The organism is Nitratireductor sp. L15S-10 (assembly GCF_045011005.1).
GTDB lineage: Bacteria > Pseudomonadota > Alphaproteobacteria > Rhizobiales > Rhizobiaceae > Nitratireductor.
Genome location: NZ_CP120674.1, coordinates 3,697,888 through 3,712,438 on the forward strand (window position 1 = coordinate 3,697,888; position 14,551 = coordinate 3,712,438).

General features: G+C 60.4%; 14 protein-coding genes. 13 read left to right on the top strand and 1 reads right to left on the bottom strand.

Annotated features, from left to right (window positions below; genetic code table 11):
• Positions 1-32: 32 nt before the first annotated feature.
• The 7 genes from dctP to P2W41_RS17615 all read left to right on the top strand — a co-directional run bounded on the left by dctP (position 33) and on the right by P2W41_RS17615 (position 6,337).
• On the top strand, positions 33-1,067 hold the full coding sequence (gene dctP / locus P2W41_RS17585) for a TRAP transporter substrate-binding protein DctP (RefSeq protein WP_404933916.1): 1,035 nt from the start codon (positions 33-35) through the stop codon (positions 1,065-1,067).
• Between the two features lie 63 nt (positions 1,068-1,130).
• Positions 1,131-1,634, top strand: coding sequence for a TRAP transporter small permease subunit (locus tag P2W41_RS17590; RefSeq protein ID WP_292898683.1), 504 nt, complete (start codon positions 1,131-1,133; stop codon positions 1,632-1,634).
• Positions 1,631-2,944 carry a TRAP transporter large permease subunit gene (locus tag P2W41_RS17595; RefSeq protein WP_404933917.1) on the top strand — a complete coding sequence of 438 codons (1,314 nt, stop codon included), beginning with the start codon at positions 1,631-1,633 and terminating at the stop codon, positions 2,942-2,944. The genes P2W41_RS17590 and P2W41_RS17595 overlap by 4 nt, the downstream gene beginning before the upstream one ends.
• Positions 2,945-2,958: 14 nt before the next feature.
• Complete coding sequence (locus P2W41_RS17600) at positions 2,959-4,236, top strand: hydroxymethylglutaryl-CoA reductase, degradative (protein ID WP_404933918.1); 1,278 nt, start codon at positions 2,959-2,961, stop codon at positions 4,234-4,236.
• Positions 4,233-5,132: a hydroxymethylglutaryl-CoA lyase gene (locus P2W41_RS17605; protein ID WP_404933919.1), complete on the top strand. Its 900-nt coding sequence runs from the start codon at positions 4,233-4,235 to the stop codon at positions 5,130-5,132. Before P2W41_RS17600 ends, P2W41_RS17605 begins: the two co-directional genes overlap by 4 nt.
• A gap of 87 nt (positions 5,133-5,219) precedes the next feature.
• The gene (locus P2W41_RS17610) at positions 5,220-5,756 is read left to right on the top strand and encodes a dihydrofolate reductase family protein (protein ID WP_292898680.1); all 537 of its coding nucleotides are present in this window, start codon (positions 5,220-5,222) and stop codon (positions 5,754-5,756) included.
• Positions 5,757-5,827: 71 nt separating this feature from the next.
• Positions 5,828-6,337, top strand: coding sequence for a TetR/AcrR family transcriptional regulator (locus P2W41_RS17615; protein ID WP_404933920.1), 510 nt, complete (start codon positions 5,828-5,830; stop codon positions 6,335-6,337).
• A 438-nt stretch (positions 6,338-6,775) separates the two neighbouring features.
• Here P2W41_RS17615 and P2W41_RS17620 read toward each other — a convergent pair whose 3' ends face one another.
• Positions 6,776-7,549 carry an IclR family transcriptional regulator gene (locus P2W41_RS17620; protein WP_404933921.1) on the bottom strand — a complete coding sequence of 258 codons (774 nt, stop codon included), beginning with the start codon at positions 7,547-7,549 and terminating at the stop codon, positions 6,776-6,778.
• Between the two features lie 257 nt (positions 7,550-7,806).
• Here P2W41_RS17620 and P2W41_RS17625 point away from each other — a divergent pair, with 257 nt between their 5' ends.
• The 6 genes from P2W41_RS17625 to P2W41_RS17650 are packed head-to-tail and all read left to right on the top strand — an operon-like array spanning position 7,807 to position 14,539.
• Positions 7,807-8,844, top strand: a complete 1,038-nt coding sequence (locus tag P2W41_RS17625) for an ABC transporter substrate-binding protein (RefSeq protein ID WP_292899994.1) — start codon at positions 7,807-7,809, stop codon at positions 8,842-8,844.
• Between the two features lie 27 nt (positions 8,845-8,871).
• The gene (locus P2W41_RS17630) at positions 8,872-10,380 is read left to right on the top strand and encodes a sugar ABC transporter ATP-binding protein (protein ID WP_292898677.1); all 1,509 of its coding nucleotides are present in this window, start codon (positions 8,872-8,874) and stop codon (positions 10,378-10,380) included.
• Positions 10,377-11,342: an ABC transporter permease gene (locus tag P2W41_RS17635; protein ID WP_404933922.1), complete on the top strand. Its 966-nt coding sequence runs from the start codon at positions 10,377-10,379 to the stop codon at positions 11,340-11,342. The genes P2W41_RS17630 and P2W41_RS17635 overlap by 4 nt, the downstream gene beginning before the upstream one ends.
• Complete coding sequence (locus P2W41_RS17640) at positions 11,339-12,280, top strand: ABC transporter permease (RefSeq protein WP_404933923.1); 942 nt, start codon at positions 11,339-11,341, stop codon at positions 12,278-12,280. Before P2W41_RS17635 ends, P2W41_RS17640 begins: the two co-directional genes overlap by 4 nt.
• Positions 12,277-13,233 (top strand): amidohydrolase family protein, encoded by a 957-nt coding sequence (locus P2W41_RS17645; RefSeq protein ID WP_404933924.1) that lies wholly within the window; start codon positions 12,277-12,279, stop codon positions 13,231-13,233. Before P2W41_RS17640 ends, P2W41_RS17645 begins: the two co-directional genes overlap by 4 nt.
• Positions 13,226-14,539: an alanine racemase gene (locus P2W41_RS17650; protein WP_292898670.1), complete on the top strand. Its 1,314-nt coding sequence runs from the start codon at positions 13,226-13,228 to the stop codon at positions 14,537-14,539. Before P2W41_RS17645 ends, P2W41_RS17650 begins: the two co-directional genes overlap by 8 nt.
• Positions 14,540-14,551 lie beyond the last annotated feature (12 nt).

The window sequence follows — 14,551 nt, forward strand, 5'->3', positions numbered from 1 at the left end:
TACGATCAAACTTGCTGTCTTGGGAGGAAGCAATGACAGATTTGAAGAGGCGCCGTTTTTTGACGGCTTCTGCATTGGGTGGCGCAGCAACGCTGGCAATGCCGGCAGTGGCACGCTCAGAGGAGACCGTGCAATGGCGCATGCAAGCACTGTGGGACGGCGGAACCACACCCTTTGAGTTCGAGAAGAAGTTCGTCGAGCGTGTTGCCGAACTTACCGGAGGAAAGTTCGACATCAAGCTGTTCTCGGCAGGGCAACTCGTGCCGGCCAATCAGGCCTTCGATGCGGTCCGCAGCGGCGCATTTCAGATGATGAAGACTTTTGACGGCTATGAAGCCGGAAAAATTCCGTCCTTTGCCTTTACCTCGACCATCCCGTTCGGATTCCCGGACCCCGACCAGTATGAAGCCTGGTTCTATGAACTGGGCGGCCTGGACATGGCCCGTGAAGCCTATGGCAAGGCCGGTCTTACCTACGTCGCGCCAACTGTCTATGGCGAAGAGCCGATGCATTCGACCGTCAAGATCGAGAGCATTGCAGACATGGCCGGCAAGAAGGGCCGTTTTGTCGGCCTCGCCTCCGCCGTGATGGGGGATCTCGGTGTGGCGGTGACGCCGATGGCGACGGCGGAAGTCTATTCCGGCCTCGAAAAGGGCCTGATCGACTTCGCCGACCGCGGCGACCTCACGGCCAACTATGAGGCCGGTCTCGCAGAAGTCGCGAAATTCATCATTCTACCCGGTGTCCACCAGCCGACCACGGCGACCAGCTACGTCGCGAATTCGGCGGCATATGACGCATTGCCGGACAACTACAAGGCGGCTCTCGCCGTCGCGGCCCGCGAGATTTCCGGGTCCCTGCGCCAGCGCATCATCGTGCAGAACAGCCAGGTGCTCGACAAATACCGCGAACAGGGGGTCGAGGTGATCTATCTCGATCCGGCGGATGTGGCCGAGGCCCGTTCCAAGGCGGTTGTTTCCTGGAAAGCTGCGACGAAGGAAGATCCGCTGGCGACAAAGATCGTCGACAGCCAGATCGGCTTCATGCAGTCGCTCGGTCTCATCTGACCTTGTATCAGGCGGGCGGCCAAAACGCCGCCCGCTACCAACCCCAGGCTGAATATCAGTTCCATGCAGGCAGTTTGCGCCTTTGTCACCGGTGTGAACCGGGTTCTTTTCGTTGTCGCCGCGGTGATCATCTTCGCGGTCGTGCCGATGCTCCTCTACGAGGTGATCGCGCGCTATGCTTTTGATGCGCCCACCGTCTGGGCCATGGAAGCGAGCACGCTTGTCTTCGGCCCCCATTTCATGCTGGCCGGACCTTACCTTCTGCATCTGCGCGGCCATGTGGCGGTCGACATTGTGAGCGAGAAGGCTCCCGCACCGGCGCGCCGCATGCTCGATGTCTTCGCCTTTCTCGTGATCGCCATTTTCGCGGCAGTTTTCGCGGCCGTGAGCTGGCCACTGGCAATAAACGCCTGGTCGCTTGGAGAGACAAGCTTTTCTGCATGGAACCCACCCATCTGGTGGCTGAAATTTGTCGTGCCCTTCGCGTTTGTCATGCTGTGCGCACAGGCGCTGGTCGAGGCAGTGTCGGCCCTGCGCAATGATGCACGCGCGGAGGCGCGCCCATGAGCTCCGAACTCGTTCTGGTCATCATGTTCGCAAGCCTGGTCGGGCTTCTTCTGACCGGCCTTCCGCTCGCCTTCACGCTGGGCGCGCTCGCCCTTGTCTTCACGATCACCCTTTGGGGACCGGCAGCCCTCTCTGTTACCGTCCTCAACCTCTTCGACACGATGCAGTCGGAATCGCTGCTCGCCATTCCGCTCTACGTCATGATGGCCAGTGTGCTGCAGCGTTCCGGCGTGATCGAAAGTCTGTACAAGGCAATGGAGTTGTGGTCGCGCCGCCTGCCCGGCGGGCTTGCCGTCGGCACCATCGCCATCTGCACGATCATCGCGGCGATGACCGGCATTGTCGGCGCGGCCGTGGCCGCCATGGGCATGCTCGCCCTGCCCTCCATGCTCAAGCGCAATTACCAGCCGGAACTTGCCATCGGAACGATCTGCGCCGGCGGCACACTCGGTATCCTTATTCCACCTTCCGTCATTACGATCGTCTATGCCGTCACCGCACAAGCCTCGATCGGCCAGATGTTCATCGCCGGCGTGGTGCCCGGCCTTCTGCTCGCCTCGCTCTATATCGGCTATATCGTGCTACGGGCCGCACTCAACCCGGCTATTGCGCCGCGCCCGGAAGAGAATGAAGACATCACCTGGGCGATGCGCATCGCGGCGCTGAAGTCGCTCATCCTGCCAATGCTGATCATCGTCGGCGTATTGGGCACCATCTATATGGGCATTGCGACACCGACCGAAGCTGCCGCCGTGGGTGTGGCGCTGGCCTTCGTTTCCGCCCTGATCGAGCGCCGTTTCGGCTGGGAACTGCTGCGCGGGGTCGGCATGGATGTGGTCAAGGTCACGACCATGATCCTCTGGATCACCATCGGCGCGCGGGCCTTTGTCGCGATCTTCACCGGCACCGGCGGTGCCGACTTCCTGCTCGGCTTCATTCAGGACATGGAGGCCAATCGCTGGATCGTTCTGGCCGTCATGCTGGCGATCCTGTTCTTTCTCGGCATGTTCCTTGACGAGATCGGCATCATCCTCCTTTGCGTACCCGTCTTCCTGCCGGTCATCGACTTTCTGGATTTCGACCGGCTCTGGTTCGGCATTCTGTTCCTCGTTTCCGCGCAGATGGCCTATATCTCGCCGCCCTTCGGCTACACGCTCTTCTACATGAAAGGCGTTTTGCCGGCCGGGATCGGCATGGGGACGGTCTATCGGGCCATCATCCCGTTCATGCTGCTTCAGGCGTTCGGCATCCTGATCTGCGCACTGTTCCCGGAGCTTGTGCTCTGGCTTCCCAAAACCATGATTCAGTAACCACAGGACACATGATGAGCGACGTCCAATCGTCCCGTATTGAAGGCCTTCACAAGATGACACCTGCGGAGCGGCTTCAGGCCGTTGCGCGGCAGGCGCAGCTCGGCAACGAGGCCTTATCGAACCTCGCGGCAGCAGCCGAGGGACAAATCGAGCTTGCTGATCGTCTCGTCGAAAACGCCATCACCACCATGGCCATCCCGGTGGGCATCGCCACCAACATGATCGTTGACGGGCGCGAAGTTCTGGTGCCGATGGCGACAGAAGAATCCTCCGTCGTGGCCGCCGTCTGCAACGCGGCCAAGCGATGCCGTTCCACCGGCGGCTTCTTCACATCGGGCAGCGGACCCGTCATGGCCGCGCAGATCCAGCTTCTCGGTGCAAGCGACCCCGAGAATGTCCGTCTCAAGGTGTATGAGAAGATCAATGAAATCCGGGCGATCTGCAACGAAACCGATCCGCTTCTCGTCAAATTCGGCGGTGGTTTCCGCGACATCGACGTGCGCGTCATCGACAGCGACGAAGGGCCTATGACCATCGTGCACATCATCGTCGACACGCGCGACGCGATGGGCGCCAATGCGGTCAACAGCATGGCCGAGGCGCTTGCCCCAAGGCTCGCCGAATGGACCGGCGCCCGGACGTTGCTGCGCATTCTTACCAATCTGGCAGACCGTCGCGTAGCGCGTGCACGCGCGGTGTGGACACTCGACGAGATCGGCGGCACGCAGGTGCGCGACGATATGCTTTCCGCCTATCGTTTTGCCGATGCGGACCCCTACCGCGCGGCGACCCACAACAAGGGCATTATGAACGGCGTCAGCGCTGTCGTGCTGGCGACCGGCAACGACACCCGCGCGATCGAGGCCGGCGCACATGCATATGCCGCACGCGAGGGCCGCTATCGCTCCATGTCGCGCTGGGAAAAGGACAAGGACGGCAACCTGGTCGGCATACTGGAAATGCCGATGGCGGTCGGCCTGATCGGCGGCGCCACCAAGGTGCACCCGACCGCACAGGCCCATCTGAAACTGCTGGGCGTCGAAACCGCCGACGCACTCGCACGCATCATCGTTTCCATCGGTCTTGCTCAGAATTTTGCCGCTATGCGCGCGCTTGCCACGACCGGCATTCAAAAGGGCCATATGGCGCTGCATGCGCAGAATGTTGCCCTGATGGTCGGTGCGGTCGGTGACGAGATCGATCTGGTGGCAAGTGAACTCAAAGCCCTCGGCAAGGTGCGGCAGGATCTGGCCGAAGAGATCCTCAACCGCATTCGGGGCGAACGGTGAGCACACAGGTCTCCATCGTCGAGGTGGCTCCCCGCGACGGATTGCAGGCGCGCAACGAGCATATCGAAACCGCCCACCGCATCGAACTGGTCGAGCGGCTGCGCAGCGCCGGCGTGACACGGATGGAAGTGGGCGCGTTCGTTTCGCCAAAGCGTGTGCCACGCATGGCGGACTCGGCGGAGGTCATGCAGGCCGTGAGCGCTTCACGACACGCCGGCGACATGGTGCTGGTGGCAAATGAACGCGGGCTCGAACAGGCTCTTTCAGAAGGCGCGCGTGCCATCGCCGTTTTTACCGCGGCGAGCGATGCTTTCGCCGAGAAGAACATCGGTTCTGCCGTGACCGCCTCCCTCGAACGCTTCGCACCCATCGTCGCGCGGGCGCGCGATGCGGGTGTCTTCGTCCGCGGCTACGTCTCCACCATCACCGATTGTCCCTATGCCGGCCCGGTGGACCCCACGGCCGTTGCGCCGGTGGCCAAAGCGCTGCGCGACATGGGTTGCCAGGAAATCGCTCTCGGCGAAACACTGGGAAAGGCGACGCCTGCGCGCATCGCCGCCGTGGTTGAAGCGGTGGCAAGCGACGTTCCGATAAACGAGATGGCAGCGCATTTCCACGACACCTACGGCATGGGTATCGCCAATGTCTGGGAGGCGGTGAGGCTGGGCATCCGCACCGTGGACGCGGCGGCGGGGGGCCTTGGCGGCTGCCCGTTCGCGCCCGGCGCTGCAGGCAATGTGGCGACAGAGGATGTGGTTTATCTTCTGAATGGCCAGGGCATAAAAACCGGCATCGCGCTCGATCCGCTGCTGGATGCCGTCGCTTTCTGCGCGAACACGATGGGCATTGCCCCAACAAGCAGAGTCTACAAGGCGCTGCGCTCTGCCGATTCCTGAGTTGAACGGGAGAGCAGATCCAGGCGGGCTGATTGACACATATGGAACTTCCTTTATTTATACACCGTATAATTATGGAGTTTTCGAATGGTCACTGGTCACGTATTCATTGCCACCAGCCTCGACGGCTTTATTGCCCGTGAAAACGGGGATATCGACTGGCTGCTCAAGCACGACCAGGCTAACGAAGATCATGGCTATGACGACTTCATAAAAGACATCGACGTCATCGTGATGGGGCGTGGCACCTATGAAGCAGTCCGAAGCATGGGCGCGTGGCTTTACAACCGTCCGGTGCTGGTTCTTTCGAGACGGCTTGCGCCACAAGACATGCCGCATGAACTCAGCGGAAAGGTGCGCTTTTCGGACAAATCCCCTGAGGAAGCGATGGCGATGCTGACGTCCGAGGGTGTACGCCGCGCCTATGTGGATGGCGGGCAGGTCATTCAATCCTTTCTCGAACGCGACATGATCAGCGACATGGTGATCACGCGCGTGCCGATCCTTCTGGGTAAGGGACGGCCTCTGTTTGGCGGTGGTCCCCGCGATGTGGCCCTCGCACACAAGGGTACAAGGTCTTTCCCTTCCGGACTGGTTCAGTCTCACTATGAGGTCATCAAGTGATCGCAAGGCGGCGCGGTCGGCCACCCGCCGACGGAAGGACTGTTTCTCCTGATCGCATTCTCTCGGAAGCCTTGGAAATACTCCATGCCGAGGGCCTCACCGGCTTGACAATGCGTGCTCTGGCAACGCGCATGGGCATCAATCCCATGACCATATATCACCACTTCAAAGATCGGGATGGACTTATCAGGGCTCTGGCAGAGCGTGCTTATGCGGACGTGGCCGCACCTGAGAAGGGTGAAGCGCTTGCGCGCGCGCAAGCTCTTCTCACGGCTTACTACTCCAAGGTTGTCCATTATCCGGCACTGACCCTGGCGATATTTGCCCAGCCGGCCATTTTTCCGGAACACGCCCGGCGGATCACCGATGAACTGACCCGATTGTTGAGCAGACACAACAACGCCCTGCTTTGGACGCACATACTCGTCGACTATACGCATGGTGCGGCTCTCGCGGTGGCCAGCCGAGATGGAAACGCAGGGCATCAGCGCTCAAATGAAGCCATGCTCGACGACTTCGAATGCGGACTTTCCGAACTTCTGGCGGCATTTGAGAAATCTCTGAAAGGTGATCCCGCCTAGCGCGCCCGCTCCGGAGACGCCGGCTGCAAGGAGCGTCGCGGCTTACCAATCAATATTGGTCGACAGCTTGGATTCGGCGGCAAATGGCGGAGGGGGTGGAACCGGGATCAAACGTTCTCCACCGAATGAGTGGCTACCCTTCGGGCTTTCGTTTCGTCAGCAACGTCGATCCCGGTATACGCCTTCACGCTCCCGTGCGACATAGAAGTTGTGGCAGGTTGGCCGTCCGGGCTGCGATCCCGTCGTGCCTTAGTCCTGAGACTCGCCGGTAGAAGTTCATCGCTAGATCGGTACGGAATTCATGCTTTTGACGGTGTCGACGAGATCGTCAGGTTGACTGGCTCGAGAACGTCGCCGTCGGGTCATGAACATCAATATTGCACTGAGTACTGCGACACCTCCAGAAACACAGAGCGAGCGTCTCATGGCGACACCACGTCAAGGAGGGGCTGGGAAACCCAGTGCAGATGCTGCTTTCTTCAGGCATTGCAGGTATTTTTCCCTGTTTGCTAATCCGTCCTCCCGCGGAGAGACGAGACAGAGCGTCGCCACGCACCGGTGCTCCGCATTCACGACCGGCACCGCGAAGCAATGGGTGAAACTGTCGACAATACTGTCGAACGTGAACTCGCCCTGTTGAGTAGCGTCCCGAACCTCGCGCAGGAACTCTTTGGGATCGAGCCACTCGCCATTTGGCAACTGGAAGTCCTGTGAAGGAATGAGATCGAGGATCTCCTGATCCGACATATGCCCCACCAGCAAGCGCCCCGATGCAGTCCATGGTATAGGGACGGACTGCCCAACATCGGAAGAAATGCGGAATGGTCGTGCTCCCTCTTTCATGCGCACCACTGTGTATTTGTTACCGTCCAACATGCAGAACTGAGCCGTTTCACGCGTTTCACGTGCGATTGTTTCAAGTGCGTTCTCGCATTCCCGCGTGAAATCGAACTGCTTCTCATAGGCTGCGCCCAGAAAATAGAGTTTGCGGCCCAGATAGACGCGTCCATCGCCGTCGGCAAACTCAAGAATCTGATTGCGCAGCAGCAGGTTGACGAGCTCGTACACCGAAGAGCGCGGCGCGCCAATCTGGCTGGCGATCTCATTGGGACGCATCGGATTCTTCTGATTGCGGAGAAACTCGAGAATCTCAAATGCACGGTCGAGTCCGCGAGCGCGCTTGGCGGTCAAATTCGTTTCGGCTGCTTCCAAGGACCTGCTCCATAACTTCGGGCAACGTTCTTCTTCTTCTGAACTGCCCGCGCCCTGTCAATCTCCACCACCTTCAATTTCGCCGACCGCCGTGATTTGGGTAATCCGGCAATGGCGGCTTGCGGGATGGAGAAAAGTTGATAGGATCCATATCCGTTATAAGGATCATATGTTCGTTATAATGGACATGCAAGAGCGACAACCTCTGTCGCATCGCAATTGTGTTGAGGGAGGAAATCATGAAATTTCTAGGTTCAATGCGCCACCGCAGCCTGATGGTGAGCGCAGGGGTTGTGGCCATGCTGGCCGCGGGGAGCGGCACTGCTTCGGCGGCTGCCAATTGCATCAAGGGCGATCGCGAGGCGCCGTACACGATCGGCTGGGCGAACATCTATTCTGTACCGACCTGGATGAAACAGACCGAAGGCACGATTGCTGCCGAGGTGGAGAGGTTGAAGAAGGAAGGGTTAGTCGACGAGCTCATGATCACCGACGCCCAGGGCAATGCACAGACGCAGATTCAGCACATCCAGTCGATGATCGATGCCGATGTTGACGCCGTCATTGTTATCGCTGGCTCATCCAATGCGCTTGACCGTGTGATCTCGGATGCCTGTGACAAGGGCATAGCGGTCGTCAATTTCGACAGTCTGGTCAATACCGACAAAGTGACCGCGAAGATCAATACGGATTCCAGCGAATGGGGTGCTTCCGCCGCACAGTGGATGGTTGATCAGCTTGGCGGTGAGGGCAAGGTCATCGTCATGAATGGTCCCGCCGGCATTTCGGTAAGCGATGATCGCCGCAAGGGTGCGCAACCGGTTCTGGACGCCAATCCCGGCATCGAAATACTCACCGAGACGAACACCGAGTACAATGTTGCCCCTGCGCAGGAGGCGATGACCAGCCTGTTGTTCGCCAATCCGGAGATTGATGGCGTTCTTTCGCTAGGCGGTGCACTTTCGGCTGGTTCCATTCTCGCCTTCGATCGTCAGGGCCGCGAACAGGTACCAACCACAGGCGAGAACGCACGCCAGTTTCTTGAGCTCTGGAATGAGAAGGGCTTGAAGGGCTGGGCAACTATGCAGCCTAACTGGCTAGGTGCGTTGTCGGTCTACACGGCAGTGCAGGCACTTGAAGGCAAGGATGTTCCCGCTTTCGTGAAGGTCCCGCTGCCCGTCATCAGCGACGACACCATCGACAGCTACCTGGCGCGCGCCGAGCAGTTCCCGGCCGACGGATACATCTACTCCGATTACGACCGCGCACTCTTCGACGAGCTTCTTGCTCAGTAGAACACGAAGAGAAAAGGTCAGTTCCCGATGACGAAAACCAAGCCCCTGCTTGAAGCCAGGCGGGTGTTCAAGGGATTTTTCGGCAATCCGGTGCTCAAGGGCGTTGACATCGCCCTTGAGCCAGGACGTGTTCACGCCCTTCTGGGGGAGAACGGTGCTGGGAAATCGACGCTCATCAATCTGCTTTCGGGTGCGTTGCAACCCGACAAGGGCAATGTTGTCGTGGATGGCCAGCCGGTCTTGCGCTTCTCCCCTGCCGCAGCGCGCGAGGCGGGGATTGCAGTCGTTCAACAGGAGCTCAGTCTCGCAGCCGAACTTTCCATCGCCGAGAATATCGGCCTGGGGGCCTTGCCGCGACGCTTCGGACTTATCGATTACCGGGCGCTTTCGACCGCTGTGGCGGAAGTCTGCGAGCGGGTCGGCCTGACCGAGCCGCTCGATATGCCCGTCGGCGATCTTTCGCTTGGCCGCCGTCAGATGGTTGAGATTGCTAAGGCGCTCTTCCGCAAACCACGCGTGCTGATCCTGGACGAGCCGACGTCGTCGCTGTCCGCCCATGAAGCAGGTATTCTGGCGGGCCTGATCCGCAAGTTGCGTGATGAAGGGATAGCGCTTCTCTATATTTCCCACCGCCTCAACGAAGTGCAGGCGCTCTGCTCCCATGTGACCGTTCTGAAGGACGGGGTGGTCACCGCAGACCAGCCCCTCGCGGGCGTCAATGACGAAGGCCTTGTGCGTCTGATGGTGGGGCGCGATGCGGGCGATCTTTTTCCGGCCTGGCAGGACAATCCTGTTGGAAACGAACTGATTGGCCTCGAAGGTTTCTCTGCCGGCATGGCGCGGGATGTGAATTTCCGGGCCTGCGCCGGTGAGATCGTGGGCATTGGCGGCCTGGTGGGGCAAGGGCAGGAAGATTTCCTGCTTGGTCTTTACGGCGCAATACCCGCTTCCGCCGAAACGGCGCAGATCGCGGGTCGCCACAGGCCACTCAAGAACGTCGAGGCAGCAAACGGAGCCGGTCTGGCATATGTGCCTGCTGATCGGAAACATGAGGGGCTGGTGCTGCCTCATTCGATCGCATCCAACCTGCTTCTCCCCTCGCTCGGGGATCTTGTGAAGCACGGTCTGCGTGATCGCGCTGCCGAGCGCAAACGGGTCGCCGATCTCACCAGACGCCTTACCATCAAGGGCGATGTGGGCCGGCCCGTCCAGGCGCTTTCAGGCGGTAATCAGCAGAAGGTGGCGCTGGCCAAATGGCTGCCGCTCGATCCGTCTGTGCTGTTGCTCAACGATCCGACCCGCGGCGTCGACATCGAGACGAAGCGTGAGATTTACCTGATGCTGCAATCCTTCGCCCGTGAAGGAAAGCTGGTCATTCTCCTGAGTTCGGACACGCCCGAACTTGTACACCTTTGCGATCGTGTGGCCGTGTTCCGCGAAGGGCGGCTCGCGACCATGCTGCCACGCTCCGAAATCTCCGAAGAAGCGATCGTCGGCGCTGCCATGGGCCTCTCGGCAAAAGGAGCAGCGGCATGACTGTCACGCGGGTTCCAGCAAATCTCTATACCGCCGTCCAACGGCGGCGGAATCGCGGCCTTACGGGTCTCTATCTGGTCGTTGCTGCGTTCCTGGTGGTGTACGCGATCCTGTTTCCTGGTCTTTTCACCATTGGCGGCTTTTCCAAGTTCACGCAGAACTGGTTCCCGCTCGCACTGGTGACAATGGCGCAGGCGCTGATGATGCTGAATGGTGGCATCTCTCTGGCGATCGGTCCGCTGGTCAGCCTTGGCGCTGTCATTGCCGCGGTCACGATGGGCGGGCCGTTGGGCGTTCTTGGCGGTTTGCTGGCGGTTTCGGCCGCCGGCCTCTTTATAGGTGCCGCGACAGGCGGCATCGTCGCCTATCTGCGCCTGCCCGCCATCATCGTCACGCTGGCGGGCTCGTTCATCATCACGGGTATCGCGTTGCTTCTCCTGCCGCGTCCGGGCGGCTACATCCCCGACTGGTTTTCCGATCTGCTTGCCGGGCATACGCCGGTCGCCTTTGGTCTTCTGGTCCTGTTCCTCATCGGTTGGAAAGTCTACCTCGCGACACCGCTCGGCATTGGAATCTATGCTGCGGGAAACAATCCCGTCGGGGCGTATCGTTCAGGCGTTCCCGTCGAGCGCGTCAAGGTTTTCGCATTTGCGCTGTCGGGTCTGCTGGCGGCTCTGGCCGGCCTGTTTGTGGCGGCGCAAACCGGCTCGGGCGATCCGGTGATCGGCACACCCTTCACGCTCACTTCCATTGCGGGCGCCGTGCTTGGCGGTGTCGCGTTTCTGGGTGGAAGAGGCACGATGCGTGGCGTTATCTGTGGGAGCCTGCTCCTCTCGGTCATGATCAATGTCATGTTCTTTCTTGGCTTTCCGCCCGTCGCCCAGTATGTCGCGCAGGGCCTCATCATAGTCGGCGCGGTTGCGGTTCCGCAATTGACCAGTCAGTGGAGGGCGAAGCCTTGAACGCCATCAAAGCAGCGCTCCGCAACCCGCCGCTTCTCACACTGATCCTCGTCGTCCTCGTCTGGATCATAGCCGGCCTCACGCTGCGCGGCTTCGGTGCCTATGGCCATCTGCGCTATCTCCTGGAGCTTTCCGCGGTGATCGGCATCGTTGCCGCCGGCCAGACGCTCGTGATCCTCATGGGGGGTATCGACCTCTCGGTCGGTGCGATCATCACTGTGACGGCCATTCTGCTGCCACTTATTTCACCGGAGGCGGATCCGACCGGGCTTGTCGGCATCGTTCTCACCCTGGGTATCGCCACGGGCATCGGTCTGCTGAATGGTGCGGGCGCGGCCTATCTCAAGGTGCCGCCAATCATAATGACTCTGGCGATGGCGACCTTTCTGCAGGGCATGCTCGTCATTATCGCTGGCGGCAGCGCGGTATCGGTAACCAATGCCGCCGTTATCTGGCTGGGACAGGCACGTCCTTTCGAAGTTCCCGCAGGCGTGCTCCTGTGGGTGGTCGTATCGATCGTGATGCTGATCATCATCCATCGCATGCCTGTCGGTGCGCGTTTTCTGGCGCTGGGCGCGAATCCGCTCGCCGCACGGCTTTCGGGCGTCAGCGTCGGGCGCAACACATTGCTCGTATTTGCTCTGTCGGGTTTCTTTGCCGGGCTCGCCGGTATACTCATCCTGGGCATGAACCGTCAGGGCTATGTGGGCATTGGCGACCCCTATCTGTTGACGTCCATTGCCGCTGTCGTTCTTGGAGGCACGTCTATTCTCGGCGGCCGCGGTACCTATGCGGGGACCATACCCGGCGCGATCCTTCTGGTGACCACCACAGCGCTAATCACCGTCGTAAATGCTTCGCCCGGCTGGCGGTCGATCATGTTCGGTTCGCTCATTCTGGGCCTGCTGTTGATCTCGGGTCGTGAGGCGCGGCGATGAGTTGTGGTTACGGGGGGCCGATAATCGATCCGCACCACCATCTGTGGGATCTGTCGCTCGGCCGGCATCCATGGCTTGCGCCGCCGGAGGCCGGCGAGAACGAAATGGTGTTCGGCAACATAGCGCCGATCCGGCGCAATTACGGCGTACGCGAGTACCTGCGCGACGCGGCTGGGCAGAACATCGTTGCCTCCGTTCATGTCGAGGCCGGCTGGTCGGATGACTTTCCGCTTGAGGAAACCTCTTGGCTCGACAGTCTCGACAGGCGTCTCGGTGTCGCTGCCCGCTATGTGGCGCGCGTGCCGCTGTCGGCGAAGGAAGCACCGGACCTGCTTGAACGGGAGGCCGAAAACCAGGCTGTGGTCGGCATTCGCGATATCGTGAGCTGGCATCCCGATCCGAAAAAAAGCTTTGCCTCCCGAGAAGGCATTATGAGCGACCGGCGCTGGCGCGAAGGGCTTTCCAGAGCAACCGAGCTCGGCCTCAGTTTCGATCTTCTGCTTTTCCCATGGCAGATGAAGGAGGCCCTGCGCCTGATCGCTGATTATCCCGACACCCGATTCGTGCTCAACCATTGCGGTAGTCCGGTGGATCGCAGCGAAGAAGGCATGATGCTCTGGCGCGACGGGCTTACAGAGCTTTCTGCCGCGCCGAACATCGTAATCAAGATCTCCAACCCCGTGGCCTATGATCACGATTGGACGGTCGAAAGTCTGCGTCTGGTGATCGACCACTGTATCGCCTGTTTCGGGCCGAAGCGGGCCATGTTCGCCAGCGATTTTCCCGTTGCGGGTCTGCATGCGGACTTCAATGCGCTTTACGACGCGTTCAGAACCATTGCCGCCAGCCTTTCGCCAGATGAGCAGGAGGCCCTGTTTTTCTCGACGGCAAACCGCATCTATCACCTCCACCTGTCGCCTTCACAGACTTCACAGGACCCTACCCATGTCTGACGCCACGCTCACCAATGCGAGCGATCCCGTCATCGATGACCGCGTTCGCGGCTATCCCGCAGGCCATCCCGGTCTTCGTCTCAGCGCCATCGCCGGACAGGGCTGGAAACCCTTCGATGGCGACATGTCATTGCCATTGATCTCGCTCGATGAAGCGGCTTTCGCCAGCAATGTTGATCTGATGATGACCTATGTGCGCGAACAGGGGGTCGAGATCGCACCGCATGCCAAGACGCCGATGTCGCCGACCATCGCCGCCCGTCTCGTTGAAGCCGGGGCATCGGGTGTCACGGTCGCCGACATTCGTCAGACCTCGGTCATGCTCAAGGGGGGCTTCCGCCGCCTGATCCTTGCAAACGAGATCGGTGGCCGGGCCGCGGCGAGACGGCTCGCCTACCTGCTTTCCGCCTATCCCGATGCTGACGTTTCGATCTTCGTCGATTCATTAGAGATGATGGAGGCGCTCTCTTCTGCGTGGTCGACTTCAACTGATCTTCCGCCGCTTGGACTTCTGGTCGAGCTGGGCGCTGCCCGCGGCGGACTCCGCTCCAGCGAGGCCGCGCTGCAGCTTGCAGACGCCATTCTCGAACGCGAAACCGCTACCTTCCGGCTTGCCGGCGTCGCGGCTTATGAAGGCGTTGCTGCAACGCCCGATGCGGCTGAGACGGCGCTGCGCATTTCGACTCTGGTCGAACGCTCGGCAACGCTCATTTCTGCCCTGCGCCAGCGGCTCGGACCGGAGCGCCCGATGATCGTCACCGCCGGCGGATCGGTTTACTTCGACATGGTGGTTCGCGGCCTGAAATCGGCGATCGTTGCAGACCCAAACGCGGTTCTGGTCTTGCGCAGCGGCGCAATCTTCTTTCATGATCACGGTATTTATGAACGCGGCCTCACCGGTCTCGATGACCGTTCCGGTTTCGTGATTGGCGGCAAAGCGGTTTCGGCGACCAGCGGTTTTCGCCCCGCGCTTCGCGTCTGGGCCGAGGTTCTTTCGCGGCCAGAGCCAGGGCTTGCCGTTTGCGGAATGGGCCTGCGCGATGTGGCGGCCGATCAGGGCCTGCCGCGCCCGCTGGCGTTCTATCGCGACGGTACAAATACGGCGCTCGCCGACACGGTTCACGTCACCGCGCTCAACGATCAGCATGCCTTCGTTTCTCTGGGAGGTGGCGTCGATCTGCGTGTCGGTGATGTGGTGGAGTTCGGCATCTCGCATCCCTGCACCTGCCTTGACCGGCACGCAATCGTGTACGGTCTAGACGACGATCATTGCGTGGTTGCGGCCTATCTCACCAACTTCGGCTGAAACGGTTCAAAC

Bases quoted from the DNA above. Each gene is read 5' to 3' on its own strand.
- dctP (WP_404933916.1), top strand. From the start codon at position 33: ATGACAGATTTGAAGAGGCGCCGTTTTTTGACGGCTTCTGCATTGGGT.
- P2W41_RS17590 (WP_292898683.1), top strand. From the start codon at position 1,131: ATGCAGGCAGTTTGCGCCTTTGTCACCGGTGTGAACCGGGTTCTTTTC.
- P2W41_RS17595 (WP_404933917.1), top strand. From the start codon at position 1,631: ATGAGCTCCGAACTCGTTCTGGTCATCATGTTCGCAAGCCTGGTCGGG.
- P2W41_RS17600 (WP_404933918.1), top strand. From the start codon at position 2,959: ATGAGCGACGTCCAATCGTCCCGTATTGAAGGCCTTCACAAGATGACA.
- P2W41_RS17610 (WP_292898680.1), top strand. From the start codon at position 5,220: ATGGTCACTGGTCACGTATTCATTGCCACCAGCCTCGACGGCTTTATT.
- P2W41_RS17625 (WP_292899994.1), top strand. From the start codon at position 7,807: ATGCGCCACCGCAGCCTGATGGTGAGCGCAGGGGTTGTGGCCATGCTG.
- P2W41_RS17630 (WP_292898677.1), top strand. From the start codon at position 8,872: ATGACGAAAACCAAGCCCCTGCTTGAAGCCAGGCGGGTGTTCAAGGGA.
- P2W41_RS17635 (WP_404933922.1), top strand. From the start codon at position 10,377: ATGACTGTCACGCGGGTTCCAGCAAATCTCTATACCGCCGTCCAACGG.
- P2W41_RS17645 (WP_404933924.1), top strand. From the start codon at position 12,277: ATGAGTTGTGGTTACGGGGGGCCGATAATCGATCCGCACCACCATCTG.
- P2W41_RS17650 (WP_292898670.1), top strand. From the start codon at position 13,226: ATGTCTGACGCCACGCTCACCAATGCGAGCGATCCCGTCATCGATGAC.